Source organism: Geminocystis sp. NIES-3709, from assembly GCF_001548115.1.
GTDB lineage: Bacteria > Cyanobacteriota > Cyanobacteriia > Cyanobacteriales > Cyanobacteriaceae > Geminocystis.
This window is the reverse complement of sequence record NZ_AP014821.1, coordinates 4,124,272-4,150,181: the sequence shown is the minus strand read 5'-3', so window position 1 is coordinate 4,150,181 and position 25,910 is coordinate 4,124,272. Positions and strand designations below refer to the sequence as shown.

The 25,910-nt window shown below is 35.5% G+C and carries 20 protein-coding genes, 2 tRNA genes, 3 rRNA genes and 3 pseudogenes; 10 read left to right on the top strand and 18 right to left on the bottom strand.

Annotated features, from left to right (window positions below):
- The first annotated feature begins 154 nt into the window (after nt 1-154).
- Together GM3709_RS21235 and GM3709_RS21230 are read left to right on the top strand one after the other, a co-directional pair.
- The gene (locus GM3709_RS21235; RefSeq protein ID WP_197671855.1) at nt 155-565 is read left to right on the top strand and encodes a helix-turn-helix domain-containing protein; all 411 of its coding nucleotides are present in this window, start codon (nt 155-157) and stop codon (nt 563-565) included.
- Entirely contained in the window at nt 547-1,152 is a 606-nt protein-coding gene (locus GM3709_RS21230; protein ID WP_197671854.1) for an IS630 family transposase, read from the top strand. Before GM3709_RS21235 ends, GM3709_RS21230 begins: the two co-directional genes overlap by 19 nt.
- 176 nt (nt 1,153-1,328) lie before the next feature.
- Here GM3709_RS21230 and rrf read toward each other — a convergent pair.
- The 6 genes and pseudogenes from rrf to GM3709_RS17605 all read right to left on the bottom strand — a co-directional run.
- Nucleotides 1,329-1,445, bottom strand: a 5S ribosomal RNA gene (gene rrf, locus GM3709_RS17630).
- A 56-nt stretch (nt 1,446-1,501) separates the two neighbouring features.
- Nucleotides 1,502-4,279, bottom strand: a 23S ribosomal RNA gene (locus GM3709_RS17625).
- Between the two features lie 105 nt (nt 4,280-4,384).
- A tRNA-Ala gene (locus GM3709_RS17620) sits at nt 4,385-4,457 on the bottom strand.
- Between the two features lie 19 nt (nt 4,458-4,476).
- A tRNA-Ile gene (locus tag GM3709_RS17615) sits at nt 4,477-4,550 on the bottom strand.
- 74 nt (nt 4,551-4,624) lie between these two features.
- Nucleotides 4,625-6,110 (bottom strand): 16S ribosomal RNA (locus GM3709_RS17610).
- Together the 16S, 23S and 5S rRNA genes with 2 tRNA genes alongside form the textbook arrangement of a ribosomal RNA operon.
- A 406-nt stretch (nt 6,111-6,516) precedes the next feature.
- Nucleotides 6,517-6,729 (bottom strand): annotated as a pseudogene (locus GM3709_RS17605) (IS5 family transposase); the annotation flags it as partial.
- Between the two features lie 243 nt (nt 6,730-6,972).
- On the opposite strand from GM3709_RS17605, the pseudogene GM3709_RS19380 reads away from it, so the two are divergent.
- Nucleotides 6,973-8,130, top strand: a pseudogene (locus GM3709_RS19380) (IS630 family transposase).
- A 15-nt stretch (nt 8,131-8,145) separates the two neighbouring features.
- Here the strand turns inward: GM3709_RS19380 and GM3709_RS19375 are convergent.
- Nucleotides 8,146-8,753: pseudogene (locus GM3709_RS19375) on the bottom strand (IS1 family transposase); the annotation flags it as partial.
- Between the two features lie 207 nt (nt 8,754-8,960).
- Entirely contained in the window at nt 8,961-10,007 is a 1,047-nt protein-coding gene (locus GM3709_RS17580; protein ID WP_066121605.1) for a glycosyltransferase, read from the bottom strand.
- A gap of 297 nt (nt 10,008-10,304) precedes the next feature.
- Here GM3709_RS17580 and GM3709_RS17575 point away from each other — a divergent pair, with 297 nt between their 5' ends.
- Both GM3709_RS17575 and GM3709_RS17565 read left to right on the top strand, forming a co-directional pair.
- Nucleotides 10,305-10,559, top strand: a complete 255-nt coding sequence (locus GM3709_RS17575; RefSeq protein WP_066121603.1) for a SemiSWEET transporter — start codon at nt 10,305-10,307, stop codon at nt 10,557-10,559.
- Nucleotides 10,560-10,904: 345 nt separating this feature from the next.
- Nucleotides 10,905-11,270: a hypothetical protein gene (locus GM3709_RS17565; RefSeq protein WP_066121599.1), complete on the top strand. Its 366-nt coding sequence runs from the start codon at nt 10,905-10,907 to the stop codon at nt 11,268-11,270.
- Between the two features lie 55 nt (nt 11,271-11,325).
- Here GM3709_RS17565 and GM3709_RS17560 read toward each other — a convergent pair whose 3' ends face one another.
- Nucleotides 11,326-11,976 carry a phosphoribosylanthranilate isomerase gene (locus GM3709_RS17560; RefSeq protein WP_066121597.1) on the bottom strand — a complete coding sequence of 217 codons (651 nt, stop codon included), beginning with the start codon at nt 11,974-11,976 and terminating at the stop codon, nt 11,326-11,328.
- 139 nt (nt 11,977-12,115) lie between these two features.
- On the opposite strand from GM3709_RS17560, the gene psaK reads away from it, so the two are divergent.
- On the top strand, nt 12,116-12,391 hold the full coding sequence (psaK, locus tag GM3709_RS17555; protein ID WP_082713035.1) for a photosystem I reaction center subunit PsaK: 276 nt from the start codon (nt 12,116-12,118) through the stop codon (nt 12,389-12,391).
- 257 nt (nt 12,392-12,648) lie between these two features.
- Here the strand turns inward: psaK and chlG are convergent, their stop codons facing one another.
- A complete protein-coding gene (chlG, locus tag GM3709_RS17550; RefSeq protein WP_066121595.1) occupies nt 12,649-13,647 on the bottom strand; it encodes a chlorophyll synthase ChlG in 999 nt (332 codons plus the stop codon).
- 204 nt (nt 13,648-13,851) lie between these two features.
- On the opposite strand from chlG, the gene cobW reads away from it, so the two are divergent.
- Complete coding sequence (gene cobW / locus GM3709_RS17545) at nt 13,852-14,874, top strand: cobalamin biosynthesis protein CobW (protein WP_066122013.1); 1,023 nt, start codon at nt 13,852-13,854, stop codon at nt 14,872-14,874.
- A 59-nt stretch (nt 14,875-14,933) separates the two neighbouring features.
- On the opposite strand, the gene GM3709_RS17540 is transcribed toward cobW, so the two are convergent.
- Nucleotides 14,934-15,773, bottom strand: a complete 840-nt coding sequence (locus tag GM3709_RS17540) for a CPBP family intramembrane glutamic endopeptidase (RefSeq protein WP_066121593.1) — start codon at nt 15,771-15,773, stop codon at nt 14,934-14,936.
- Between the two features lie 103 nt (nt 15,774-15,876).
- Nucleotides 15,877-16,272: an AbrB family transcriptional regulator gene (locus GM3709_RS17535; RefSeq protein WP_066121591.1), complete on the bottom strand. Its 396-nt coding sequence runs from the start codon at nt 16,270-16,272 to the stop codon at nt 15,877-15,879.
- A 381-nt stretch (nt 16,273-16,653) separates the two neighbouring features.
- Here GM3709_RS17535 and GM3709_RS17530 point away from each other — a divergent pair, with 381 nt between their 5' ends.
- Nucleotides 16,654-17,652, top strand: coding sequence for a succinate dehydrogenase/fumarate reductase iron-sulfur subunit (locus GM3709_RS17530; RefSeq protein WP_066121589.1), 999 nt, complete (start codon nt 16,654-16,656; stop codon nt 17,650-17,652).
- On the opposite strand, the gene dndE is transcribed toward GM3709_RS17530, so the two are convergent.
- Nucleotides 17,642-18,028: a DNA sulfur modification protein DndE gene (dndE, locus tag GM3709_RS17525; RefSeq protein WP_066121587.1), complete on the bottom strand. Its 387-nt coding sequence runs from the start codon at nt 18,026-18,028 to the stop codon at nt 17,642-17,644. The genes GM3709_RS17530 and dndE overlap by 11 nt on opposite strands.
- A gap of 109 nt (nt 18,029-18,137) precedes the next feature.
- Between dndE and upp the strand changes: the two genes are divergently transcribed.
- Nucleotides 18,138-18,797, top strand: a complete 660-nt coding sequence (gene upp / locus GM3709_RS17520; protein WP_066121586.1) for a uracil phosphoribosyltransferase — start codon at nt 18,138-18,140, stop codon at nt 18,795-18,797.
- An 81-nt stretch (nt 18,798-18,878) separates the two neighbouring features.
- On the top strand, nt 18,879-19,166 hold the full coding sequence (locus tag GM3709_RS17515; RefSeq protein ID WP_066121584.1) for a hypothetical protein: 288 nt from the start codon (nt 18,879-18,881) through the stop codon (nt 19,164-19,166).
- Nucleotides 19,167-19,306: 140 nt separating this feature from the next.
- On the opposite strand, the gene GM3709_RS17510 is transcribed toward GM3709_RS17515, so the two are convergent.
- From GM3709_RS17510 to glgA, 5 genes are all read right to left on the bottom strand, one after another.
- Nucleotides 19,307-20,053 (bottom strand): pantothenate kinase, encoded by a 747-nt coding sequence (locus GM3709_RS17510; protein WP_066121582.1) that lies wholly within the window; start codon nt 20,051-20,053, stop codon nt 19,307-19,309.
- Between the two features lie 63 nt (nt 20,054-20,116).
- A complete protein-coding gene (locus GM3709_RS17505; protein WP_066121580.1) occupies nt 20,117-20,995 on the bottom strand; it encodes a 4-hydroxybenzoate solanesyltransferase in 879 nt (292 codons plus the stop codon).
- A gap of 383 nt (nt 20,996-21,378) precedes the next feature.
- On the bottom strand, nt 21,379-23,598 hold the full coding sequence (locus GM3709_RS17495) for a cation:proton antiporter (RefSeq protein WP_066121576.1): 2,220 nt from the start codon (nt 23,596-23,598) through the stop codon (nt 21,379-21,381).
- 65 nt (nt 23,599-23,663) lie between these two features.
- Nucleotides 23,664-24,044 carry a hypothetical protein gene (locus tag GM3709_RS17490; protein WP_066121574.1) on the bottom strand — a complete coding sequence of 127 codons (381 nt, stop codon included), beginning with the start codon at nt 24,042-24,044 and terminating at the stop codon, nt 23,664-23,666.
- 310 nt (nt 24,045-24,354) lie between these two features.
- The gene (glgA, locus tag GM3709_RS17485) at nt 24,355-25,830 is read right to left on the bottom strand and encodes a glycogen synthase GlgA (protein ID WP_066121572.1); all 1,476 of its coding nucleotides are present in this window, start codon (nt 25,828-25,830) and stop codon (nt 24,355-24,357) included.
- Between the last annotated feature and the right edge of the window lie 80 nt (nt 25,831-25,910).

Sequence of the window (25,910 nt, the reverse complement as noted above, 5' to 3'; positions counted from 1 at the left end):
GTAAGTGGGCAGAATTAATTGTATAATTATAACATTAAAATAAATTTAATAAAATCAAAAAGTAATATACAAAAGTTTTATTTATATTTAAAAATAATTAATGTAGCTTAAAATCTGCTAAAAATATGAAAAATAAGTAAATCAAGGATAAAAAATGCGATTTGTTACCAGATTAGCTCCAGAAACACAACAGTTATTAAAGACTATTGAACAAAAAAGTAAATACTATCAAGTTAGACATCGAGCAAAATCGATTTTGTTAAGTTATCAAGGTTATAAAATTACTCAAATAATGTTAATATTAAATATTAGTAGAAATACAATTTATAATTGGCTTAATAATTGGGAAAAAAATGGTTTAAATGGATTATATAGCTTGAAGGGAAGAGGAAGAAAATCAACTTTAAATGAGCAACAAGAATTAAAAGTAAAAGAATGGATAAAATCTCATCCAAAAACCTTAAAGATAGTTCAAGAAAAAATAGAAAATGAGTGGGAGATAAAAATAAGTAAAGATACGATAAAAAGATTAGCCAAAAAAAAGGCATGGGGTGGTATCGGTTAAAGAAAATGGTAAAAGGGGAAGTATGCCCTAAATTATACCAACAAAAAAAGAGACAATTAGAGCAACTAAAAAGAGCAGAAAATGAAGGAAAAATAGATATATATTATGGTGATGAAAGTGGATTTAGTTTAGTACCTTGTTTACCTTATGGATCGCAAGAAAAAGAGAGAAAAATAGAAAGAGAAAGTAGCCTAAGTAAAAGATTAAATGTGTTAGGATTTATGAAAAAAAATAATGAGTTAGAAAGCTATGTATTTGAGTCATCAATCAATAGTGATGTCGTGATAGCTTGTATAGATAACTTGAGTAAAAAAATAAAGAAGGAAACAGTATTAGTAATGGATAATGCCTCGATTCACCAAAATAAAAAATTCTGGAATAAAGAAGAAGAATGGGAAAAAAAAGGATTAAAAATATTCTTTCTACCACCCTATTCACCACAATTAAACAAAATAGAAATACTGTGGAGATTTATGAAATATAAATGGTTAGAGAACTCCTGTTATAAAAGTTATTTAGATTTAGTAAAAGGAGTAGAAAATATTCTTATAAACTTTGGTTCAAAATATACAATTAATTTTGCCTAGGTACTTATTATGATCTTTGCTGAGGGGGTGACAATTAAGCTAAACAGACAAGACTGTAATGGATTGAAGATGCTAATCTGTATAAAGAGGAGATATTTTCTGAACGCACCAAAAAAGCACCCCGATTTAAGAAGGATGCTTTTTGTTTCATATGAGATGAGATGAGTTAATGTTAAAGCTGGCATGGAACTATTGTCCCAACGGGCTACCCCATTAGTATCGTCGCCGCGATTGCGTTTCACCCACGAGTTCGGGATGGTTCGCAGTGGTTCCACAATGCTACACACACCAGCTAATTCCTTGAAGTTTTCCTTCAAGACTGCATAAAAAAGTAGATCGATTTTAAGATTAGGTCAAGCGGACGGTTTGTTAGTACACTTCGGCTCCACACATTACTGCACTTCCACCTTGTGCCTATAAAACGGGTGTTCTTCCCGTAACCTTACACCAGAATACTCATCTTGAGGTGGGCTTCCCACTTAGATGCTTTCAGCGGTTATCCTCTCCGTACTTGGCTACCCAGCGTTTACTGTTGGCACAATAACTGGTACACCAGAGGTACGTCCTTCCCGGTCCTCTCGTACTAAGGAAGGCTCCTCTCAATATTCTCACGCCTGCACCGGATATGGACCGAACTGTCTCACGACGTTCTGAACCCAGCTCACGTACCGCTTTAATGGGCGAACAGCCCAACCCTTGGGACGTACTTCCGCCCCAGGTTGCGATGAGCCGACATCGAGGTGCCAAACCTCCCCGTCGATGTGAACTCTTGGGGGAGATCAGCCTGTTATCCCTAGAGTAACTTTTATCCGTTGAGCGACGGCCCTTCCACACAGCACCGTCGGATCACTAAGACCGTGTTTCCACCCTGTTCGACCTGTCCGTCTCACAGTCAAGCTACCTTCTGCCTTTGCACTCTTCGACTGATTTCCAACCAGTCTGAGGTAACCTTTGTACGCCTCCGTTACCTTTTTGGAGGCGACCGCCCCAGTCAAACTACCCACCTGAAACTTTCCGGTTTCCCGTTAGAATTCTAGCTCCCAGAGAGTGGTATCTCACCATTGGCTCCATATTCCCCACAAGAAATACTTCTACGCCTCCCACCTATCCTGCGCACCGCAAGCCCGAACACAATTCCAAGCTATAGTAAAGCTTCATAGGGTCTTTCTGTCCAAGTGCAGGTAGTCCGTATCTTCACAGACATTCCTATTTCGCCGAGTCTCTCTCCGAGACAGTGCCCAGATCGTTACGCCTTTCGTGCGGGTCGGAACTTACCCGACAAGGAATTTCGCTACCTTAGGACCGTTATAGTTACGGCCGCCGTTCACCGGGGCTTCAGTCGCTAGCTTCATCCTAAAACTGACCAACTTCTTTAACCTTCCGGCACTGGGCAGGCGTCAGCCCCTATACTTCCTCTTTCGAGTTTGCAGAGACCTATGTTTTTGCTAAACAGTCGCCTGGGCCTCTTCACTGCGACCTCCTCTCGGAGGCACCCCTTCTCCCTAAGTTACGGGGTCATTTTGCCGAGTTCCTTGGAGAGAGTTCTCTCGCTCCCCTTAGTATTCTCTACTTGCCCACCTGTGTCGGTTTCGGGTACCGGGACTCTATACTCAACACGATTATCGCTTTTCTTGCCACTTTCTTTCCATACTCGCAGTAAACTGCTCCCAATCCACTCAGGGTGTACTTCTTTGTCTATGGGTCCCGATAATCGCTCCTATAAAGCCACGCAGGAATATTTACCTGCTTGCCATCGACTACGCTTTTCGCTTCGCCTTAGGTCCGGGCTAACTCTCCACGGACGAGCCTTCTGGAGAAACCCTTGGGCTTTCGGGGTTAAGGATTCTCACCTTAATTTTCGCTACTTAAGCCGACATTCTCACTTCTATACTGTCCACATCTGCTTGCCGCTAATGCTTCACCCTATATAGAACGCTCCCCTACCACTTATTTCTAAGTCCATAGCTTCGGTGACCAACTTAGCCCCGTTCATTTTCGGCGCCGGAGCGCTTGACCAGTGAGCTATTACGCACTCTTTCAAGGATTGCTGCTTCTAGGCAAACCTCCTGGTTGTCTAAGCACTCCCACCTCCTTTCTCACTTAGTTGATACTTTGGGACCTTAGCTGATGGTCTGGGCTGTTTCCCTCTTGACGATGAAGCTTATCCCCCACCGTCTCACTAGTGCTATAGTCATGGGTATTCTGAGTTTGTCTCATCTTGGTACCGCTCTCGCAGCCCGCAACGAAACAGTGCTTTACCCCCCATTCCCTTCTACACCGCTGCGCCTCAACACATTTCGGGGAGAACCAGCTAGCTCCGGGTTCGATTGGCATTTCACCCCTAACCACAGCTCCTCCGCCAATTTTTCAACATTGGTCGGTTCGGACCTCCACCACCTGTTACGGGGGCTTCATCCTGGCCATGGTTAGATCACCCGGGTTCGGGTCTACAAACAGTGACTAGCGCCCTTTTCGGACTCGATTTCTCTTTGGCTTCATCTTTTCGATTTAACCCGCCACCGCCTGTAAGTCGCCGGCTCATTCTTCAACAGGCACACGGTCATCCGTTCTATCGGACTCCCATTGCTTGTAAGCTGATGGTTTCATGTTCTATTTCACTCCCCTCCCGGGGTTCTTTTCACCTTTCCCTCGCGGTACTTTTCTCTATCGGTCACACTTTGTATTTAGCCTTACCACGTGGTCGTGGCTGATTCACACTAGATTCCACTTATCTCGTGCTACTCGGGATTCATCTACAATTCTTTTAGTTTTCAATTACAGGACTTTCACCTTCTACGGTCTAGTTTTCAGCTAGTTCATTTAACTTCTAGTTTCGATCTTGATGTCCCACTACCCCACAGTTCGTAAACTCTGGTTTAGGCTGTTCCCGTTTCGCTCGCCGCTACTGGGGGAATCACTTTTGTTTTCTCTTCCTCTGGCTACTAAGATGTTTCAGTTCACCAGGTTCGCTCATCACTATTTTCATAGTGTGTTGATCGGGTTGCCCCATTCGGATACTCTCGGCTCATAGTCTGCTTCCGACTCCCCGAGACTTTTCGTAGGTTGCTACGTCCTTCTTCGCCTTCGTGTGCCTAGGTATCCACCATCAGCCCTTCTTTGCTTGACCTGTCTGTGATTTCTACAGCTTTTTCTACCTACTTTTTTTATGCAGTTTTCAAGGTTCTTACTGAACTTTTGTTCAGCATTCTATTTTAGATGCTGAATTGTTCCCTGGAGATAAGCGGACTCGAACCGCTGACATCCTGCTTGCAAAGCAGGCGCTCTACCAACTGAGCTATACCCCCTTCATACTCCTCTGAGTAATGGGCCATCCTGGACTTGAACCAGGGACCTCACCCTTATCAGGGGTGCGCTCTAACCACCTGAGCTAATAGCCCAAGCCCATGAACCCTCTCTCTAGTTTAAAAGCCATTTTCTACACTCTTGATTGACTTCTCTCGAAGTCTCCCTTTAAGGAGGTGATCCAGCCACACCTTCCGGTACGGCTACCTTGTTACGACTTCACCCCAGTCACTAGTCCCACCTTCGGCATCCCTCTCCTTGCGGTTAAGGTAACGACTTCGGGCATGACCAACTTCCATGGTGTGACGGGCGGTGTGTACAAGACCCGGGAACGGATTCACCGCAGTATGCTGACCTGCGATTACTAGCGATTCCTCCTTCATGCAGGCGAGTTTCAGCCTGCAATCTGAACTGGGGCTGAGTTTGACAGGATTCGCTCCACTTCGCAGTTTCGCTTCCCTTTGTCTCAACCATTGTAGTACGTGTGTAGCCCAAGACGTAAGGGGCATGCTGACTTGACGTCATCCCCACCTTCCTCCGAGTTCTCCCCGGCGGTCTCCCTAGAGTCCCCAACTTAATGATGGCAACTAAGGACGAGGGTTGCGCTCGTTGCGGGACTTAACCCAACATCTCACGACACGAGCTGACGACAGCCATGCACCACCTGTCTCTGCGTTCCCTAAGGCACTCTTCTATTTCTAAAAGATTCGCAGGATGTCAAGCCTTGGTAAGGTTCTTCGCGTTGCATCGAATTAAACCACATACTCCACCGCTTGTGCGGGTCCCCGTCAATTCCTTTGAGTTTCACACTTGCGTGCGTACTCCCCAGGCGGGATACTTAACGCGTTTGCTTCGGCACTGTCCGGGTCGATACAGACAACACCTAGTATCCATCGTTTACCGCTAGGACTACAGGGGTATCTAATCCCTTTCGCTACCCTAGCTTTCGTCCCTCAGTGTCAGTATATGCCCAGTAGAGCGCCTTCGCCACTGGTGTTCTTCCTAATCTCTACGCATTTCACCGCTACACTAGGAATTCCCTCTACCCCTACTATACTCTAGCTTTTTAGTTTCCACCGCCTACCCGAAGTTGAGCTTCGGTCTTTGACAGCAGACTTTAAATGCCACCTACGGACGCTTTACGCCCAATGATTCCGGATAACGCTTGCATCCTCCGTATTACCGCGGCTGCTGGCACGGAGTTAGCCGATGCTTATATTAGGTACCGTCATTTTTTTCTTCCCTAAGTTTTGAGGTTTACAACCCAAGAGCCTTCCTCCCTCACGCGGTATTGCTCCGTCAGGCTTTCGCCCATTGCGGAAAATTCCCCACTGCTGCCTCCCGTAGGAGTCTGGGCCGTGTCTCAGTCCCAGTGTGGCTGCTCATCCTCTCAGACCAGCTACTGATCGTCGCCATGGTAGGCCTTTACCCCACCATCTAGCTAATCAGACGCGAGCTCCTCTTGAGGCAATAAATCTTTTACTTCTCAGCTCATCCGGTATTAGCAGTCGTTTCCAACTGTTGTCCCCGACCTCAAGGCAGATTCTCACGCGTTCCTCACCCGTCCGCCACTATCTCCGAAGAGACCGTTCGACTTGCATGTGTTAAGCATACCGCCAGCGTTCATCCTGAGCCAGGATCAAACTCTCCATTGTAGATTTCCTTTCACCGAAGTTACTTAGTTTTCTTTTGGAGCTTTTTGATTGCTCTTTTTTTAAGTAATTTAATACTTTGTTTGTTAATTTAAAGTTTTTTAACAAGGGTGTATGTTATGAATTGAAAATGGCTTTCAAACTATGAAGTTGTCGAGGTTCGTGGTGCGTTAGACTGGGCTGTGAAGCTCAATCGCACATTTACTAATATAACTAACATCTTTTAATTTTGCAACCTTTTTCTTCTCTTTTTTTTCGTTCCGCCTAATCATAAAGCCTTAAAGTCTCTTTTACAGAGAATTCACCGAAAAAACTCGATTCAAAATTTTTCATATTTAGGAACGGCTTTGTTGGATGAATTAATAAATAGTGAATTTTGTTTCAACAGGTGCGACCACAAACCTTATATTTATCCGTTATTAACTATATAGCTATCTGGTTTAGCAATTTGTATCATTCTATTTAACAACAGACATTGAACAAATAACTCTACTGCCTGATTGTCAAAATCTCGACTACTTACTTTACCTCCAAATATTGTTTTTAACCTAAACATTGTTGTTTCCGAAATAGAACGTCGATGATAGCCACTTTCTTCTTTCCATTCTTTTCTTCCTATTTCTTCTATTCTTTCAATATTTGGCATTGCTGAATTAAGGTATGATTGTTAGATAAAGCGATCGCCTTTGGCGGCACTGCACGATCGCACCTCACCTCGATAAGGTATAGGAATATCTTGGAATTTAAAATAATGAATCAAAAGTGAGATTGAATATTTCCGCATTTCGACAGACTTGGAATAAGCTAAGACGCATTGATTTGGTATATAATTTAAGTCAGAAAAGATAAAACTTAGGTGTGATTTATGCCTTCTAAAAATTTTTTGTCAGAGGAAGAAAGAAAGTATCTACAAGATGCTTTAAAAATAGAAAAGAGATCGGAAGTCAGGGAAAGAATTTTAATATTTTTATTAGAGAATGATGGTAAAAATTATCAAGAAATAGCAGTTTTTTTGGGTTGTTCCCCCAAAACGGTGGCTTACTGGGCAGTTCATGGTAATCCTAATAATGTAGATTCATTGCAAGATAAAAGAAGAAAAGGAAACCAAACAAAAGCAACGGATAAATATATTGAAAGATTATTAGAAGTAGTTGATAAAAATCCTGAAGATTTTGGATATGATTTTGGTCGATGGACGGGGCAAAGATTATCAGAACATTTGGAAAAAGAAACAGGAATTAAATTAAGCAAATCACAAGTAGTGAGGATATTAAAAAGAAAAAAGTATAGTTATATTTGGGGAAAATATAGTTTAGAAGACAAACAAAATCAAGAACAAAGAAAAGCATTTAAAGAAAAATTAGAACATTACATAGAAATAGGTAAAGAGAATCCTGAGTTAGTTCAAGTATGGTTTTGGGATGGGGCGTTTAAAGTGGCGAACTAAATTCGCCACACAGCCCCTCATGAATGTGGTTTTAGTTTAAGGGTGATAAGAAGAAAAACATGGACGAAAAAAGGAAAAAGAAAAAAGGTGAAGGGAGAAAGAAGAAGAGGAAGAGTAAATATCATGGGAGGAATAAGATATTCGGATAAAAAAAGAAGATGTTTTGTAATAAAAAAAGGTGATTCAGAAACGTTTTGTGAACAATTAAAAAAGTTATGGGAAGAAATAAAAAATGAATGGGTAAGTAAGGGAAATGATGAAAAAGATTTTAAAGAATGTGGTCCGAAAATAATCATAATATTAGACAACGCAAGTTTCCATAAAAAAAAGGAAATAGTAGAAAAAATAGAAAAAAATCTACCGAATATAAGACTAGAATATTTACCGGTATATAGTCCAGATTATAACTTAATAGAATTAGTGTGGCATTCGGCAAAGGAATATATAGCTTATAGAAACTTTGAAAATAAAGAACAGCTAGAAAAAACAGTAAATTACTTATTAAATGAAGGAGGTTTAGTAATTAATTGGAGTAAAAAATTTAAGAATAAGGGTGAATTAATCAATGTAAGTTAAATGCGTCTTAGCTTAGCAAAGGGTTTTTCTCTGTAATCTGGCTAGATAGTGCCTCAATCTCGTATTTTCTCCTTCAACCCTTGTCATATAAGTTTTACTGATAATTTGGTCCCCCTCTGGGATAAAATTAGGATATACCTTCCAACCATCAGTTACATAAAAATAACAATTCCATTGTTTTACTCTTTCCCACAACGGTTGAAATGTTTCGGCACTTCTATCCCCCACAACCCATTCTAAAATGCCTGGTTTAAAGTGATCTACCCCAGTCCATAACCACATTTTGTTTTTTTTAAACCCACAAATGTTTGTAATTCATCTAATTCACCGACTTTAGGTCTGGTTTCGGCTTGATAACTATTGGGCAAAAGCTTTGCCACATCTTTCACCCAATTAATCACGGTAGTATGATGAACTCCTTTTACTCTTTCAATTGCTCGAAAGTCCATACCATTGACATACATTTTTAAGCACTCACTTCTAATCTGATCACTATAACCTCTGGAATTAGATGGTTGTGGATTAATAAACTGTCTACCACAATCAACACAAAGATGATTTTGCTTTCCTCTTTTCATTCCATTTTTGTTAATGTGCATAGAACTGCACTCGGGGTATTTGATCATTTTTTGATTTCTAATAAATTTGATCGCTTTATCTTAAAATCATACCTTAATTCAGCAACGCCCTTAATTTATCGGTGTCATATTAAGTTCTGATAATTAGTTATAAAAACCGTGTAGCGTCTTTGCGAGAGAAAATATTAGAACCATTTAAACAAACATGACACAAGTCCTATAATTTTATGTAAAGTCCACAATCTATTTTGTCTAAGTATTTATTGTACCGTCCTCCTCTGTAGATTTAGCTTTTGATTGGACACAAGATGGATCTGCACCACCTACAATTTTCTTTTTCAACAATCTACACCCAGAAATCATTACTAATATTTGATAACACATAGACAAAAAGAAACCAATTTTATTGACAAATTCAAAAACAAATAAAAATGGAATTGATACAACAAAAACACCCAAAGAATCTGTTTCCTTCGCACTCCAATATGCGTGTAATAAAGCATCCATCTTCGATACACTGCCCGATCTTACCAAACCGTTCCACGAAAAATACTTACCAGAATATTTTAAATAATAATCATAGCGGTATATTCCGGTCAGAAAACTTTTCCGAATTGTATCCAGCAAAGACGGATTATATCTATGCCTAATTACATGGTATGGGTTGTAATAAATATTTAACCCCCGTCCACGCATCCTTATCGCCATATCTGTGTCTTCTGCACGTTGCAAAGACTCGTCAAAGAGTCCTACTTCTTCGAAAACCATTTTCTTGAAAGCCGCTCCTCCAGAAGCATCCAGATCGTGATTCATTGTAATTTCCTCTCTATTGCCGGGAACCAATCGAAGGCGTTTTTTAACACTAGCATCAAAATAAAAATGATTAATTCTACTGACAAAACTGCGATCTGCTCCATTCACTTTGAATCTCACAGCAACAGCATTTTGATGTTTTTTGAAGAATTCAATGATCGTTTTAACATAATCAAATTCAAGAAGATAGTCATCTGCCACAAATGCAATAATTTGTCCTGTAGCATGAAGAATACCTTTATTTCTCGCTGTTGGAATCCCTTGATGAGGCTGATAGATATATCGCAAATTCATATGCTTCAACATCATATTTTTCAACATATCTCCAGTTCCATCCATGGAACCATCGTCAACTACGATTATTTCAAATTCTCCTCCCGAATCGCATTGAACAAAAAGTGATTCCAGACAACCACATAGTAGGTGTTTTCGATTAAAAGCCAGAACTATGACCGAAACTTTTTCAACTTCAAGTTTAGTATTCATATCATCAAAGATTTTACATTTTCAAAAGTCATAGACAGCATAAGTTTTCCATATATTATACTTAAAGTTCTTTTTAAAAATAGTAATATTTTAAAGCTCGATTGAATTATTTATTATGCTAAAACAATATAGTCAATTATTTTAGTAACTTGTTTTGGAGCAAAATGGTAAAAACTGGTCACTTTTTTGGTAATGTAAACATTGTTCAACCTTTACCACAGACTTAATTTAACAACTTTTTGATTTTTCAGTATTTTTTATCTTAATCTAAAAAAGATCAATGATCATTACAATTATATGGAATTAGTGACAATAATTGGCTTAATGGCTGGTAGTTTAACCACCATTTCTTTTTTACCTCAAGTAATTAAAACATGGAGATCGAAATCTGCCAAAGATATTTCATTATCAATGTTTTTAAGTTTTTGTTTAGGGGTTTTACTTTGGATAATTTATGGATTTCTATTAGGAGAATTACCTATTATTATTGCTAATTTTATAACTTTAGTTTTAGCAGGAACGATCTTATTTTTTAAGTTGAAATATCAGTAAAAAGATTTTAATTAAAATAAAAATATTTAATGTCTCTTAAATTTGTTATTATATTTAACTTAATATTATGTGGTTTAAATTTTTATATATTATGGAAATTAATAGAGTTTAAGAAATATTTATTTAATATCAATACAATATTAATAAAACTTAATTATAATTTATTTATAATTTTAAAAGAAATACCTTTAACGATTTTGTTAACAGCTTTAGAAATTGAAAAAGTGAAAAATAACTATAGTTTGTGGCAAATAAAGATAAGAAATACTCAAAAAATTATCATAATAACTAAGTTTATTTATCAAATATTTCAACAAAAATTTGTCTAAATTTTAAGATATAGTAATGAAACCTAAATTTAAAAATATATTGGAATATGAAAAAGCTCAAATATTACTACAACCTATTTATATTAGGCTAGTAGATAATATTCGTAAAGAGTCAGAGTTATCAAAATGGGAAGTTGATTATAAAGAAATATCTGAGCCTTTTCCCGATTATATAATATCTTTAAAAAAAGGCGATTATCTGATTCAAAATAACCTTTGGGATCTCTGTTTTCAAATTTGTTTTACATCTTATCAACAAGGACAAATTAACCCGGTAGAAATTGATCAAAAACTAATAGATGATCAAGGTGAATTAAATTGGGAAGAATTAGAGAATAAAACTAATCAATTAGTTAAAAATCTTTTTATTTCTATAGATTAATAGAAAATTAATTGTATATGGATAGTAAAATATATCTATAAATTTAATTAAATTATTAAACAAAATCGGATTGATTTTTAAATTTATTTAAGTTATCTAATAATAATTTTATTTTATCCAAATCTTTATTGCCGGGGCTAATTTCCACCCCGCTAGAAAGATCAATTCCATCACATTGGACTATTTGTAATGCTGTAATAACATTATCTGGTTCAAGTCCTCCTGCTAGTAACCAAGGACGAGAAGGTCTAAAATTATTTAATTGTAGCCAATTCAAAGTTTTACCTGTACCCCCATAAATACCTTCTTGAAAAGCATCTAATAAAATGGTGTCTATCAAAGGTAAATAATTTTCTAATAACTGCAAAGATTTCAGATTTTGGTAACGAAAAGCCTTGATAATTTCTATATCAGGTAAAAATTCTCTTAATTGTCTGCAAACATTCAGATTTTCGTCTCCATGTAGCTGTATTGCAGTCAATCCGGTTTCTTTGACTAAAGTAATTATATTCTCTACATTTTCGTTAACAAATACTCCTACCTTGCTCATTTCTGGAGGTAATATCTTAATTATATTCTTTATATCTTCTGGTTTGATATATCGAGGTGATGTCTTTACACATATAAATCCTAATGTATCTACTCCTAATTCAGCGATCGAAATTGCTTGTTCTAATAATGTAACTCCACAGATTTTGATGCGCATAATAGTGAAAAAGCAAATATTAAGTAATAAAAGTTAATAAGTAAAAAAGATTAATAATCTTTAAGATAACGAGCAAAAAAGATCCTATAAATATTACCATATCGACAATAGTTAAGATAAATCAATTTTGATAAAAATTATGGATTTTTTAGTATTATCGAGTCTTTTTGGCATTATTCCTCAAACTGTAACTTGGAATTTTAATGTAGCATTAGTAATGATTTCTGCCAACTTATTAGCGATTTTTATTGGACGTTTTGCGATTCAAAAAGCGGGAATTGGGCCAGATTTACCCGTAGAAAAACCAGCTTTATGGAAGAAATTTGGCTTACCTGAATTATTAGCAACTCTTAGTTTTGGTCATATTTTAGGAGCTGGTTTCGTGTTAGGTTTATCTAATGCTGGATTATTATAATTATTGTTATTAGCTGTTAGCTTTTAGCTTTTTTTCCATTAAAGAATAAGTGATCAATTACTAATGTTGACCAGAAATTTAACTTCACAATAGCTGATAACTGATTGCTAATTGCTAATTAAACATAATTATTTATCACGACTAAGATAGGATTGCTATAGTAGTCTAATGAAGATCAAAATATATAACGGTTTATTTATTTAATACGATCGTTATAGGATTCTTCATCAGAATACTTTTTCAGCAAACTAAGATTATTAAAAAGTAGAATGTCCTAAGGCTAATCCCATAACTAACATTCCTAAGACTAAAAATGGTTGCGCACTAGCTTGATATTTAACATCATTTTTTAAAGGATCACGCAGAAAATACATATCTTGGAAAGTAATTTGAGGAATTACTAACAATAATAGTATGGTAGCATAAAGGTTTTGATGAATATAAATTAAATATCCACCCATAGCAATTTGAAACACATCAATCATAATTACGCAAATCCATGCGGCAGTAGTAACTCCAAACATAACAGGTAAAGATTTTAACCCCAATTGTTGATCACCTTCCACACTTTTAAAATCATTTACAACGGCAATACCTAAACCTGCCATACTATATATTAATGTAATAATTACGATCGTCCAATTTAACTCTCCAAATAAAGCATGACCAGCCCACCAAGGTAGTGCAATATAACTTGAACCTAAAGCATAGTTGCCTAACCAGCCATTTTGCTTGAGTTTAAGGGGAGGTGCAGAATAGATATAGGAAATAAAAGATCCTCCTACAGCTAAACAAGTTAAGATGGGAAACTCATGGTTAGCCCATACATCTAATCCATAAGCAACACCAATTCCTGCAAAAAGTAGTATCAAAATTTGGGTTACAACTTGAGGAATGGAAATTGCACCGGAAGGAATCGGGCGATATGGTTCATTGATTGCATCTATATCTCGATCGTAAAAATCGTTAATAGTTTGAGTATAACCTGCTAAAAGAGGACCTGACATCAACATACAAGTTAAAGCCATGAGAAAATCCTCAAAACCCCAGACATAGCCTCCAGAAGAGGCGGCTCCACATACAACCCCCCAAATTAAGGGAATCCATGTAATCGGTTTCATCAACTGAAGCCTAATCTGCCAAATATTTTTTGATTGAGATGCACCTTTCATCCCTAATAATTGTCTAGCTTTAGCACCCTTGTCATCTCGATCGAGTTCTACCTTGGTATAATCTTTATCTTCTGTATTTGTCATTATTTCAATTTAATTTAAAAGTTAATATATTCATTTCACCAATAGTATAACAATCACTGTCACAGTTGACAGTTGGTAATAAACAATGAACAATCAATAATGAATTCTTAAAATCGCTTTAGCAGATTTATGCTGTTAGTGTTGAAATTTATTTCAACGAGGGTTATTGATTCATTACCAATTCCTAATTCCCAATTATTTTATATGCACAAAATTCCTGTTACTGTTATTACTGGTTTTCTCGGCGCGGGAAAAACTACCTTGTTGCGTCACTTATTACAAAATAATCAAGGTAGAAGAATCGCTGTGATTGTCAATGAATTTGGGGAGGTAGGCATTGATGGAGATTTATTACGGAGTTGTCAAGTATGTGATGATGAAGGTACTGAGAATAGTAATATTATCGAGTTGACTAATGGTTGTCTTTGTTGTACCGTACAAGAAGAATTTTATCCCACTATGCAGGAGTTATTGACGAGAAAAGATGATATAGACTCGATCGTAATTGAAACATCAGGATTAGCATTACCAAAACCATTGATACAGGCTTTTAAATGGCAAGAAATTCGCAACCATGCCACTGTGGATAGTGTTATTACGATCGTTGATGCTGATGCTTTAGCTAAGGGAACTTTAGTAGGGGATTTAAAGGCTTTAGAAGCACAAAGAGTCAATGATCCTAGTTTAGATCATGAAACGCCCATCGAGGAATTATTTGAGGATCAATTAGCCTGTGCTGATTTAGTATTATTAACTAAAACTGATTTACTCAATGATGATGATTTAACTGAGGTTAAAAACTGGTTAGAAAAAGAATTGCGCACAGGTATTAAAGTTATTCCCTGTCACCAAGGAGAAATTAACTCCGATGTCTTGCTAGGCTTTAACTCTGCGGTAGAAGATGACTTATTTAATCGTCCTTCTCACCATGATACGGAAGAAGATCACGATCATGATGATGAGATTGAATCAAAAGAATTATTTATCGAAAATTCCGTTAACCCTCAAGAATTACTTGCTCAATTACGCACTTTAGTTGAAAAATTCGAGATTTATCGCATTAAAGGTTTTGTTAATGTTACCGATAAACCAATGCGCATGGTATTACAAGGAGTCGGCGATCGATTTGAAACATTTTTTGATCGATTTTGGAAGCCCGAAGAAAAACGAGGGACAAAATTAGTGATAATTGGTCGTAATTTAAGAGATTTTCCCGACTTTATCTAAATATTCTTGTAGATACTCGACTACTTTAACTGATATTTTTCGATCGAGGTTAACCTAATTCAGAATATAATCGAGATCGAGAAAGTAGTTATTAATAGCACCATTAAACCGGCGATACTGGCGAGAGGTTGATCTTTTTTCCCGATTAACCAACTTTGAGCATCAGGATTATAACGATAAAGATCAAATGTATCGATACAAGCTAAAATCAATACCCATCCACCATGAAGTCCGATGGACAATCCGAGACTATAATTGTTAAGAGTACGGGCATAAAAAAGTACTAAACCCATAAGAAATAATCCGGGTAACTGAGGCAGAGTATTTTTTTGTTCCCAAATTAAGTGTAATAACGCAAATATAACACTAGAAATAATACCCGTCCACCACCAAGAAAAATCTACTTCGAGAAAGTAAACAAAAATACCTCGAAAAACTAATTCTTCGATCGAACTGATAAATAAACTGATCAATAAAAGTAATGGTAAATTAACCCATATACTGGGGGTTTTTTCATTATGGGAATTGAGGTTTAGCCATCCTGCCCATAATTCCATACCATAGACGAAAACCATCGACAGGATTCCCAAACCATAGCCAAATAGGATAGACTTAAAGAGACTACCTTGAAAAATCAATCCTATTTTTTCAGTGGGAATTTTCTCTACTTTCACTAATGCCCAAGTCAAAATCGGCACTAAAGAGTAGAGGGAGATTATAAAAGTTAGTTTTTGAGTGTTGGAAATTGGTGCGGCTATTTGCCATTTAACTAACCTTGCGAGGGGGATTGCGATGGGAAACCAAATAACCGCCCATATTATCAAGAATAAAATAATTTTTATCATTCCATGGGAATTATTTAATAGAGCAATTAGTAAGTTACCCTCAAAATTTAACATTTATTATCTACAAGGTTAATTGTCGGAAGAAACGATCATTTCTGATGGCTATGGTGAAATGAAATTTATAACGATAAAAATTGATTAATTTCAATATTTAAGATTACTCTTCATCATCAAATTCCATATCATCTTCCCCTACTTGTTTCAGATGAATATGTTTATATCCTAATTTAATTTCAAATTCATCTCCCGGTTTTAAGCCCATTTTTTGAGTATAGCTAGAACCAATAACAATTTGACCATTTCTATGAACACTTACACGGAAAGTTGCTTCTCTACCTCTTCCATCCTTAGTTCTTTCAGGATCGAGAGGAACACCTTTTGCCGCTAATACAGCGTCATAAAATTCCGTTAAATTGACTCTTTCTTTACCATTTTTTCCTAAAGTGTAATAACCACAGGCTTTAGCTCTTTGACGACGGGGAATATCTGATAATTCTTTTACTTTTTGTAATAATGGTTTACCCACTAAAGGAGTTGGTGTTTCTTCACTCATATTTAATTTTTTCCTTTATTCTTATTTTATTTCTTACAATAATTTATCATAACAAAAAATGATCATTAAATCATCTTTTGGGAGAAAAAAATTTGTTGATTATTATTAATATACCTTAGTAAGTTAGGTTTTTATCTAAATAGATGAGTAAAAAAATAGTTCTGGATTGTTATTTTTAGTGAACAGATAATAATAGATAGTGAATAGTGAATAGTAAATATTGAATAGTGAATAATTATTAGTTGTTAATTATGGAGTGTTAAAAGTCAATAGTTAGGAAGTAATTGCTGGTTAGTTATTATTTGATTCTGACTTATTTTACCAGTATTTTCTATAATAGTGTCATCGATTCTTGATCAATATTCTTATTAGTCATTTGCCATGAAAGTTTCTTTTAAAATTCTTCGTCAGAACAACAATTTATCTCCTCAATTCCAGTCTTACACTTTAGATGTGAACCCTAGCAATACTATTTTAGAGTGTTTAAATCGTATTAAATGGGAATTGGATGGAAGTTTGACATATCGTAAAAATTGTCGTAATACTATCTGCGGTAGTTGTGCCATGAAAATTAATGGTCGATCGAGTTTAGCTTGTAAAGAAAATATTGTAGGAGAACTAAAAAAAATTAATCCCTATGGGGGGGAATTTATCCCAGAAATTGTAATTTCTCCTCTTAATAATTTACCTGTTATTAAAGATTTAGTTGTCGATATGAAAAATTTTTGGCAAGATTTAGAAACTATTGAACCTTATGTTAGTACCAAGGCAAGAAATATTCCTGAAAAAGAATTTTTACAAACTCCTGAAGAACGAAAATTACTAGAACAAACAGGTAACTGTATCATGTGTGGTGCGTGTTATTCTGAATGTAATGCAAAAGAAGTTAATCAAGAATTTGTGGGCCCTCATGCTTTAGCAAAAAGCTATCGTTTATTAACAGATTCTAGGGATACTAATTCAGAGAAAAGATTAGAAGAATATAATAGCGTCGATCGAGGAGTGTGGGGTTGTACCCGTTGTTATATGTGTAATGAAGTGTGTCCGATGGATGTAGCTCCGTTAGATCAAATCAGTAAGATTAAGAGCGAAATTCTTGCCCAAAAAGATATTAATGATGGTACAGCGATTCGTCACCGTAAAGTTTTAATTGAGTTAGTTAGAGATGGTGGTTGGATTGATGAACGGAAATTTGGTGTGATGGTAGTGGCTAATTATTTTCGAGATATAAAAGGCTTATTAAGTATAATGCCCTTGGGATTACGAATGTTATGTTCTGGTAAATTTCCTTTTTCCTTTGAACCATCAGAAGGTACTACAGAAGTTCGATCGATTATTTCTGCCATCAAGAATGAGGAGTCAATCTCTCCTAACTCCTAATTTCTAATTCTAACAAGTCTTCTATTTTTTCTAAATTTGGATCTCCTGCTAGATAACCGATACCTCGATGAAGATGTAGTCTAAATTGATTATTTAAAGTTTCTACATCAGTTCCCAATCCATCTTGATAACATCGATACTTAAGGGCAAGCAGGAGAATCTCAGCTAAATCACCGCCAAAGGTTTGCCAACTCATTTCTACATTACTATCGGCTGGAATGGGATAAATTGCAGGAGTATTGACTTCTGCTAACGATCGACAAAACGCCCACCGACATAATACATTCCAATTCTCTATTTTTGTAACTCTTTTAAGTTTAATTAGTTGATCTTTAGCTTTTTTTGAGAGTTTAATTCTTTCTATGGGCGATCGCATTTTTCTAAGTGAGTAGGGAAAATTAATTATCTGTTTACTTTTTACTTTGAGAAAGTCCTATACTTTATAATATTAGAAAACGATGACAAACAAATAAGGATCAAAATTAATGCCTCCACAGTTAAAAATTTATGTCCCTCCCCATCCTTTAATAAAACACTGGTTAGGAGTGACAAGAGATAAGAATACCCCTGTTACTCTTTTTAAAACTGCCATGGTAGAATTAGGACGTTGGTTAACCTATGAGGCAATTCGGGATTGGTTGCCCACCATCGAGACACAAGTTGAGACTCCTTTAACCACCGCTTCCGCCACTTTTATTGATCCTAACACTTCGATCGTCATGGTTCCCATTTTAAGGGCTGGTTTAACTCTTTGGGAGGGGTGTCAAACCCTTTTACCTCTAGCACTAACTTATCACTTAGGATTGGTGAGAAATGAGGAAACTTTAGAAGCCACCTGTTATCTTAATAAATTACCTAAAAAATTTGCACCAAACACACACATTATAATTTTAGATCCCATGTTAGCTACCGGTGGATCAATTATGTTCGCCATGGAAGAAATTGTCAAACGAGGGGGAAATCCTGATTTTATTCGCATTATTTCTGTCGTTTCTGCTCCTCCAGCTTTACAAAAATTAAGTGCGAATTATCCCAGCTTGAATATTTATACTGCTATGATCGATGAACAAGTGAACGATTCAGGTTATATTGTTCCCGGATTAGGTGATGCTGGCGATCGATCATTTGGTACATTTGATAATTAATCGTCAAAATATATCCCCTATTTTTTAAAATTTAATTACGTTTAATATATAAAAAATCAGAAAGTTATTAAGGAAAAAATTATGAGTGAAAAAGATAATTTTGGTGGAGGATTTTTGTTAGGAACAATTATTGGCGGTGTTATTGGCGGTGTTATTGGTACAATTATTACTAATAAAGCTAACGAAAACAAAAATGATTGGACTCAAGATTCTGATATAAAAACTTCTAAATATTCTACTTTTGATGATGAAGAAATTGAACATAGTCGCATCACTTTAGAAGAAAAAATTAATCAATTAAATAATGCGATCGATGAAGTAAAAGTAACCTTAATGAAAAACTCTGAAAAAGAAATTATCAAAAATTAAAACAAAAAATAAGTTGATAATAGAAAGTATTTTTATAAAGCTCGATCATCAAATAATCAAAATCGATCGAGTTTATATTTTACTAAAATATAAGATAAAAATTTACCTCAGTTCGATGGGTAATAGCAAGGTATTAGGTATTAGTTGTTAAGTTTTAAATATTCTTTAATACCTAAAAAAATAAGGTTACTATCCACATAAACTTTATCTGTCATGGAAGGGAAAACTTCTTCTAAATATTGACCTAATAATACTGCATCTCCACCAGTTAAAATAACTTTACTTTCAGGATATTTTTTTAACCAATCTTGACTAAAATCTTTGATACCGGCAATAATTGTATAAAGTACTCCACTTTGAATTGCTGAAGGAGTATTTTTTGCCCAACGAGGAGTTATTTCTTTAATAATCTCAATTTCTGGTAATGCCGCAGTATTAAAAAAAAGAGTTTGTAATTGTAGTCTTACTCCCGGTAGAATAGCACCACCAATAAATTTCTTGTTTTCATCAGCACCGGTAAAAGTTAAAGCCGTACCACTATCGATAACTAAACAGGGAAAACCATAGTTACATCCAGCTCCCCATAATGTTAACACTCGATCGACACCCATTGTTGAATAAATATCTCGTAAAGGAATAGTTATCGGATTAATAATCCTTGTTTGAGGCAGAGATAGATAAATTTTAGTAGCAGAAGGCACTACTGAAGCAATATATAAAGGAATTTGCTGTTTTATGTGAAAATAAAGAGTTTTATCCACAATATCACACAACTCTCCCAAAGAATCAACTTGAGGAGTATTCCATGTTTGACACATTTTCTCATCTTCAAAATAACACCAATGGAGACGAGAATTACCAATAATTAAGCCTAACCAGTTATTCAAAATAGTTGATAGTGAATAGTGAATAATTGTTAATTAGAGTATGAGATCTTTATTAATTATTACTTAATTACCAAAAATAATACCTAATAATAAGATAAAGCCTATCCACACATTTTGACTGAATATTTGTCCATAATTGATAGAATCTTGATTCAATTGTCTTAACTCAATATACTGTCCTACCCACAAAATTACAGCGATCGACCATGTTAGCCCAAAAATAAAGTTAAAACCATTTGTTGAGCCTAAATAAGCGAATAAACCAGCAGTGAGGGCAAAAAATAAGCCTACTACTTCCCCCGCTAAATCTCCAAAAAATATGGCACTAGAATTAATTCCCACTTTGAGATCATCAGATTTGTCGGCCATGGCATATACAGTATCAAAGCCCATTGTCCATGTTATTGTCGCAGCCCAAAGTACCCAAGTGTTAAAGCTAAGATTACCTGTAACGGCACTCCAACTAATTAATACAGCAAAACCCCAAGCAAGAGATAACACTAACTGAGGAATAGGAAAAACTCTTTTAGCCAAGGGATAACAAATAATTACAGGTACAGAAGCCACACAAAGCCAAAAACTGAGAGTATTAAGATAAAATGCCAAACCTGCCGCACAACTCAAACTAATAATAAAAACAATAATACCCACTTTTACTGATAAGTCACGGGAAGCAAGAGGGCGATTTTTGGTTCTTTCTACTTGATTATCAATATTTCGATCCCATAAATCATTAATAACACATCCTGCGGCACTGGTAGCTAAACTACCTAAAATAATGATACCGACTAAGACAATAGGAGGTTCTCCCATACTGGCAAAAAAAACAGCCCATAAAGCGGGAATCATCAAAATCAGTCGCCCGGCAGGTTTATCCCAACGTAATAGTTTTATAATACTTTCTACAGGGGAAGGGGAATTAATTTCAGAGGAAGACATCATAATTACTAAAAAACTCTTTTTTTGAGTAAGTTGGCTTATCTATGGACTTATTTTACTATAGCAGTTGTAGAATTAGATCCTTAGTATTTAATCTGTAAAGCTATGCACTACCTAAGTTCGATACAGAATGTCGGTGAAGGTAGGAGAGAGGAGACAGTTGTAAGAATTGACGTTAAAAATTGATGAAACTGTTATTTATTAACTATTACCTACCCTCAACATTTTACTTAGATGTGTCTGAGCTTACAGGTAACTTTATCGCAAAGATCAATCTTATAATCGATAAATTACTACTACAACATTTTAAAATTTTATTCGATCGAAAAAAGTATATTTTTAGGGAAAACGCTCCTATTTTCGTCAAAAAACTTTGTATGGAAATACTAAATATTCATTTGAAACTCATTTAATATATCTAATTTTCCGAATAATAAGATATTGTCTCCTGCTTTAATATCTTTTTGCAGATCTGGAAAACGAATATACTGGTTTTTACGCCTAATACCTTGAACCATGATACCAAGCTCTTGTTTTCTTTTGATTTCTTCTAATTTTTGAGTGGCAAGATCATTATTTTTAGGAATAGATACCCAAATACAAGATTCTCCATCTTTCGGTAACATAACTTTCTCTTTTACTACATAATCAAAAGCCTCAAAATCTTCTGGTGCGCCTACGAGTAATAATTTGTCTCCTTTTTCTAACATGGTTTGTGCGGGGGGATAATCTAATTTTTCGCCATTGGGACGCTGAATTTCAATGATACTTACTCCTGTAAGGCGACGAATATGGGCTTTTTCGAGAGTCATACCGATTAAGGAAGAATCATCAGGCAAGTTATACCATTTGTTATTCATCGTACTAACTGCTTCTTCTAATTCTCTTAGTATTTCTTCCTCAGAACGTTCAGGTTGTAGTTGTGAGTATTGAGATTGTCTAATTTGTTGAATTTCCTGTTGAATAGCAAATTTTGGTAATCCTAACACTCTTAATAAATGGGCAGAAAGTTCTAAACTGGCTTCAAATTCGGGTTGTATAACTTCTTTTGCACCCAATTGATATAACATTTCTATGTCTTCTGCATCATTGGCACGAACTACCATATCTAATTCAGGGTTAATTTGTAAAGCTCTTTTTACACATAATCGAGAACTCATGGAATCAGGTAATGCGATCGCCATTGCTTTGGCTGTACAGACTTCTGCTTTTTCTAGTAATACTAAACTAGAAGCGCTTCCGTAAAGGTAAGGGATATTTTTTTTCCGCAGGGTTTTAATTTTTTCTTCAGATTGATCAATTACTAATACTTTATGACCTTGATTCAATAAAAGTTTTACTACATTTTTTCCTACTCGTCCATATCCACAAACGATAACATGATTTTTGAGTCCACATTGTTCAGAAATTTCTATCGGTTTTTCTAGTTTTGTTAGCCAACTTTCAAACTTAGTTGAAGATTCAGCTTTCGAGAGAATAATGGGTAAAAATTGTAGTACAAAAGGGGTTACAACCAAAGTCATCGCCGTTGTGCCTAAGATAAACATATACACTTCTTGAGAAATTAAACCAAAACTTCTACCTTCATCAGCTAAAACAAAGGAAAACTCCCCAATTTGAGCTAATCCTAATCCTGTAATAATGGCGGTTTTGACGGGATAACGAAATAAGATGACTAAAGGGGTGATAACAAAGGATTTACCAATTAAGACAAGGGATACTAAGCCCATAATTAAGGCTAAATTCTGCCATAAAAATAGTGGATCAATTAATATGCCGATCGCCACAAAAAATGCGGCCGCACAAATATCTCGTAAAGGTTCAACATAATCAAGGGTTTGATCAGAATATTCGACTTCAGAAATCATCAACCCTGCCACAAAAGCTCCCATTTCTGTCGATAAACCGATTTCTCCTGTTAATAAGGCGATACAGAGACATAACGCCACTACTCCTAATAAAAAGATTTCTTTACTCTCAGTTTTTGCTAATAATTTTAAGTAGGGAGGAATTAACCATTTCCCCACTGCGATCGCACCCAAAGCAAATAAAGCTAATTTTAGTAACGCAATAGCAATGGCGACACCAATTTGATCAATGGGTTGATTTAGGGCAGGTAATACGGCTAACATTAACCCTAAGGCTAAATCTTGAATGATCAGAATACCTAACATAACTTGACCATGAGAAGTGCTAGTTTCGTTAGATTCCATCAATGCTTTTAGTACTACTGCCGTTGATGAAAGAGAAAGAAGTTCTCCTAAAAAGATACCTTGAGGTATTGTTGTTACCCATCCTACGGTGACGGAGACAAAGGCTGTAATTGCTATGGTTAAAACAATTTGAAGTCCTCCACCTCCTAAGCTGATGTTTTTAACTTTATTCAATTCGGCAAAGGAAAATTCTACACCGATGGCAAACAAGAGGAAGGTTACTCCCAATTCAGCAACAGTATGTACTATCTCATAATCATGAATTAACCCTAATTCAAAAGGGCCTACAATGATACCTGCGAATAGATAACCTAAAATAATTGGTTGTCGTAGTATATATGCTAACAATCCACCGATCGCTGCGGCGGAAAAAAGTGCGATTAAATCAGTCATTAGGTTTTGTTTAAATTGAGAATTGAGAATGGAAAAGATTACTTAAGAAATTTTAAACTTCAAATCTACTGTAAAAAATCTGTTAAAATTTCGTCTGGCTCATCTTCAACTTCTTCTATCATAAGGGAATGATTTATTAGATCTAAAGGACGAGATATAACTTGAGTTTGCAGACTTGCAATTAACTTCTCTATGATTTCAAAACGGTATTGAAGTTTTTCGAGTTGATAATCTTTATCTTCTAATGTTTCTAATCGATTAGTTAAATCTTGATGTTGCTTTTCTAGTCGATCGAGCCTAGTATTTTCCAGATTATAACCTAAATATTGACCAAGAATATCTGTGATTAATTGGTCTAAAGGTTGTTGTTTTTCTTTGGCTAAGTTTTCAATTTTATCTAACCATTCGCTAGGTAAATCTAATTTAATCGTTAAAGGTTTGTTCATTTTTGATCGGTTTTAAATAATGTGTCAAATTAATTTTATGTTAACTTTTAGTAACGAATAAGTAAGAAGATTATTGATAGTTTTTATTAATTCTCAAATTTCAATCTATTTTTTCGGGACTTGCAATTGTTTTAAATCAATTATATTTAATTAGCTATACGCTATTATAATTTAACAATTAAAAGTATCTACAAATTCTCATAAAATAATTCTTTTTAGTTTTAAATACTGTTTAATGATTATCAAAATAATTTTATTTAAAAGTTTAAATTTAGATTTTTTATTATTGTTAATTGTTTATGACTATTAATTATTTATGACGTAAAAATTCATAAAGATCAATATATTTTTGACCCGGATTTTTCCAAGAATAATCATAGTTCATCCCTTGTTTTTGTAGTTTTTCAAACTCTTTAGGGAAATAATGCCACAATCCGAGCGCCCGTTCTAATCCTGATTCTAAGGCATGATGATCTGTATGATAGAAGACAAATCCGTTTCTTTCTTCTTCTTTACGATATTGATCATTATCTTTATCAAAAACGGTGTCAATTAAACCACCAACTCCACGCACCACAGGAACAGTACCATATTTTAAACCAATCATTTGAGTTAAGCCACAGGGTTCATAATCGCTTGGTACAACAATAATATCTGCTCCTGCATAAATTAAGTGTGCTAGTTCTTCATTAAAGCCTAATTCTAGGTGACAATCAGGGTTGTTATTGAGAAAGTATTTTTCATGGGAAAACCAGTTGTTAATCATTGGTTCGGTAGCTGAACCTAATAAGACAAATTGGGCATTATGATGAAGAGAATAGTATATAGCGTGGTGTACTAATTCTACTCCTTTTTGTCGATCGAGTCTGCCGATATAGGCAACGATAGGTTTTTGATCCTCTTTTAATAATAGTCTTTCCCTTAAGGCTTTTCTATTTTTACTCTTACCATTAAGATCATTAATACTATATTGATAAGGTATAAAAGTATCTACTTCTGGATTCCAAATATTATGATCAATACCATTTAAAATACCACTAAATTTATAGTTATGAAGTTCTAAAGTATGACCTAAACCGTAACTCACACCACTATATCTAGCTTCCCAAGCATGGTGCGGAGAAACGGTATTGACGTGGTTAGAATAAACAATACCCCCTTTCATCATATTAAGGGCAAAAGGATTAAAATTATCTCGGAGTCGATCGTAACTGTAATAATAGAGATCATTATTCAAGCCTGTAGCTCTTAAAACTTCAGAACCACAAATCCCCTGATGCTTAAAGTTATGAATCGTATAACAAACACGTTGATTAGCCATACCATGCCATTTATACATCTCATATAGCATCACAGGTACTAAACCCGTTTGCCAGTCATGACAATGGATAACATCAGGACGCTTATTGCTAACAAAAAGAAATTCTAAAGCCGCTTTTGAGAAAAAAGCAAACCTCATATTGTCATCATGTTGACCATAGTAACAACCTCTATTAAAGAAATTATCCATGGAATGAGGTTGAATAAAGAAACAAAGTCTGCCATGCACCCAGCCACAAAAAACCGAGCAATGAATGGTACTGTCATACCAAGGTACATATAAATCTCGATAGGCATCATGCAAACCCCAAATATGATCATAACGCATACAATCATACATAGGTAAAATGATTTCTACTGTGTGACCTCGATTTTCAATTTCTCGGCTTAATCCATAGACTACATCTCCTAATCCTCCTGCCTTAATTACAGGAGCGCACTCTGAAGCAATATGAACTATATACATAGAGAGCCTTTAACCTCTTGATTTGATGTTATTTTTCTTTTAAATTGATACATTTTATATCAAAACTTCGTCATTTTGTA

Bases quoted from the DNA above. Each gene is read 5' to 3' on its own strand.
- GM3709_RS17565 (WP_066121599.1), top strand. From the start codon at position 10,905: ATGAAACCTAAATTTAAAAATATATTGGAATATGAAAAAGCTCAAATA.
- cobW (WP_066122013.1), top strand. From the start codon at position 13,852: ATGCACAAAATTCCTGTTACTGTTATTACTGGTTTTCTCGGCGCGGGA.
- GM3709_RS17515 (WP_066121584.1), top strand. From the start codon at position 18,879: ATGAGTGAAAAAGATAATTTTGGTGGAGGATTTTTGTTAGGAACAATT.
- GM3709_RS17560 (WP_066121597.1), bottom strand. From the start codon at position 11,976: ATGCGCATCAAAATCTGTGGAGTTACATTATTAGAACAAGCAATTTCG.
- GM3709_RS17505 (WP_066121580.1), bottom strand. From the start codon at position 20,995: ATGATGTCTTCCTCTGAAATTAATTCCCCTTCCCCTGTAGAAAGTATT.
- glgA (WP_066121572.1), bottom strand. From the start codon at position 25,830: ATGTATATAGTTCATATTGCTTCAGAGTGCGCTCCTGTAATTAAGGCA.
- GM3709_RS17540 (WP_066121593.1), bottom strand. From the start codon at position 15,773: ATGTTAAATTTTGAGGGTAACTTACTAATTGCTCTATTAAATAATTCC.
- GM3709_RS17580 (WP_066121605.1), bottom strand. From the start codon at position 10,007: ATGAATACTAAACTTGAAGTTGAAAAAGTTTCGGTCATAGTTCTGGCT.
- psaK (WP_082713035.1), top strand. From the start codon at position 12,116: ATGGATTTTTTAGTATTATCGAGTCTTTTTGGCATTATTCCTCAAACT.
- GM3709_RS17490 (WP_066121574.1), bottom strand. From the start codon at position 24,044: ATGAACAAACCTTTAACGATTAAATTAGATTTACCTAGCGAATGGTTA.
- GM3709_RS17575 (WP_066121603.1), top strand. From the start codon at position 10,305: ATGGAATTAGTGACAATAATTGGCTTAATGGCTGGTAGTTTAACCACC.
- GM3709_RS17495 (WP_066121576.1), bottom strand. From the start codon at position 23,598: ATGACTGATTTAATCGCACTTTTTTCCGCCGCAGCGATCGGTGGATTG.
- GM3709_RS21230 (WP_197671854.1), top strand. From the start codon at position 547: ATGGGGTGGTATCGGTTAAAGAAAATGGTAAAAGGGGAAGTATGCCCT.
- upp (WP_066121586.1), top strand. From the start codon at position 18,138: ATGCCTCCACAGTTAAAAATTTATGTCCCTCCCCATCCTTTAATAAAA.
- chlG (WP_066121595.1), bottom strand. From the start codon at position 13,647: ATGACAAATACAGAAGATAAAGATTATACCAAGGTAGAACTCGATCGA.
- dndE (WP_066121587.1), bottom strand. From the start codon at position 18,028: ATGCGATCGCCCATAGAAAGAATTAAACTCTCAAAAAAAGCTAAAGAT.
- GM3709_RS17530 (WP_066121589.1), top strand. From the start codon at position 16,654: ATGAAAGTTTCTTTTAAAATTCTTCGTCAGAACAACAATTTATCTCCT.
- GM3709_RS21235 (WP_197671855.1), top strand. From the start codon at position 155: ATGCGATTTGTTACCAGATTAGCTCCAGAAACACAACAGTTATTAAAG.
- GM3709_RS17535 (WP_066121591.1), bottom strand. From the start codon at position 16,272: ATGAGTGAAGAAACACCAACTCCTTTAGTGGGTAAACCATTATTACAA.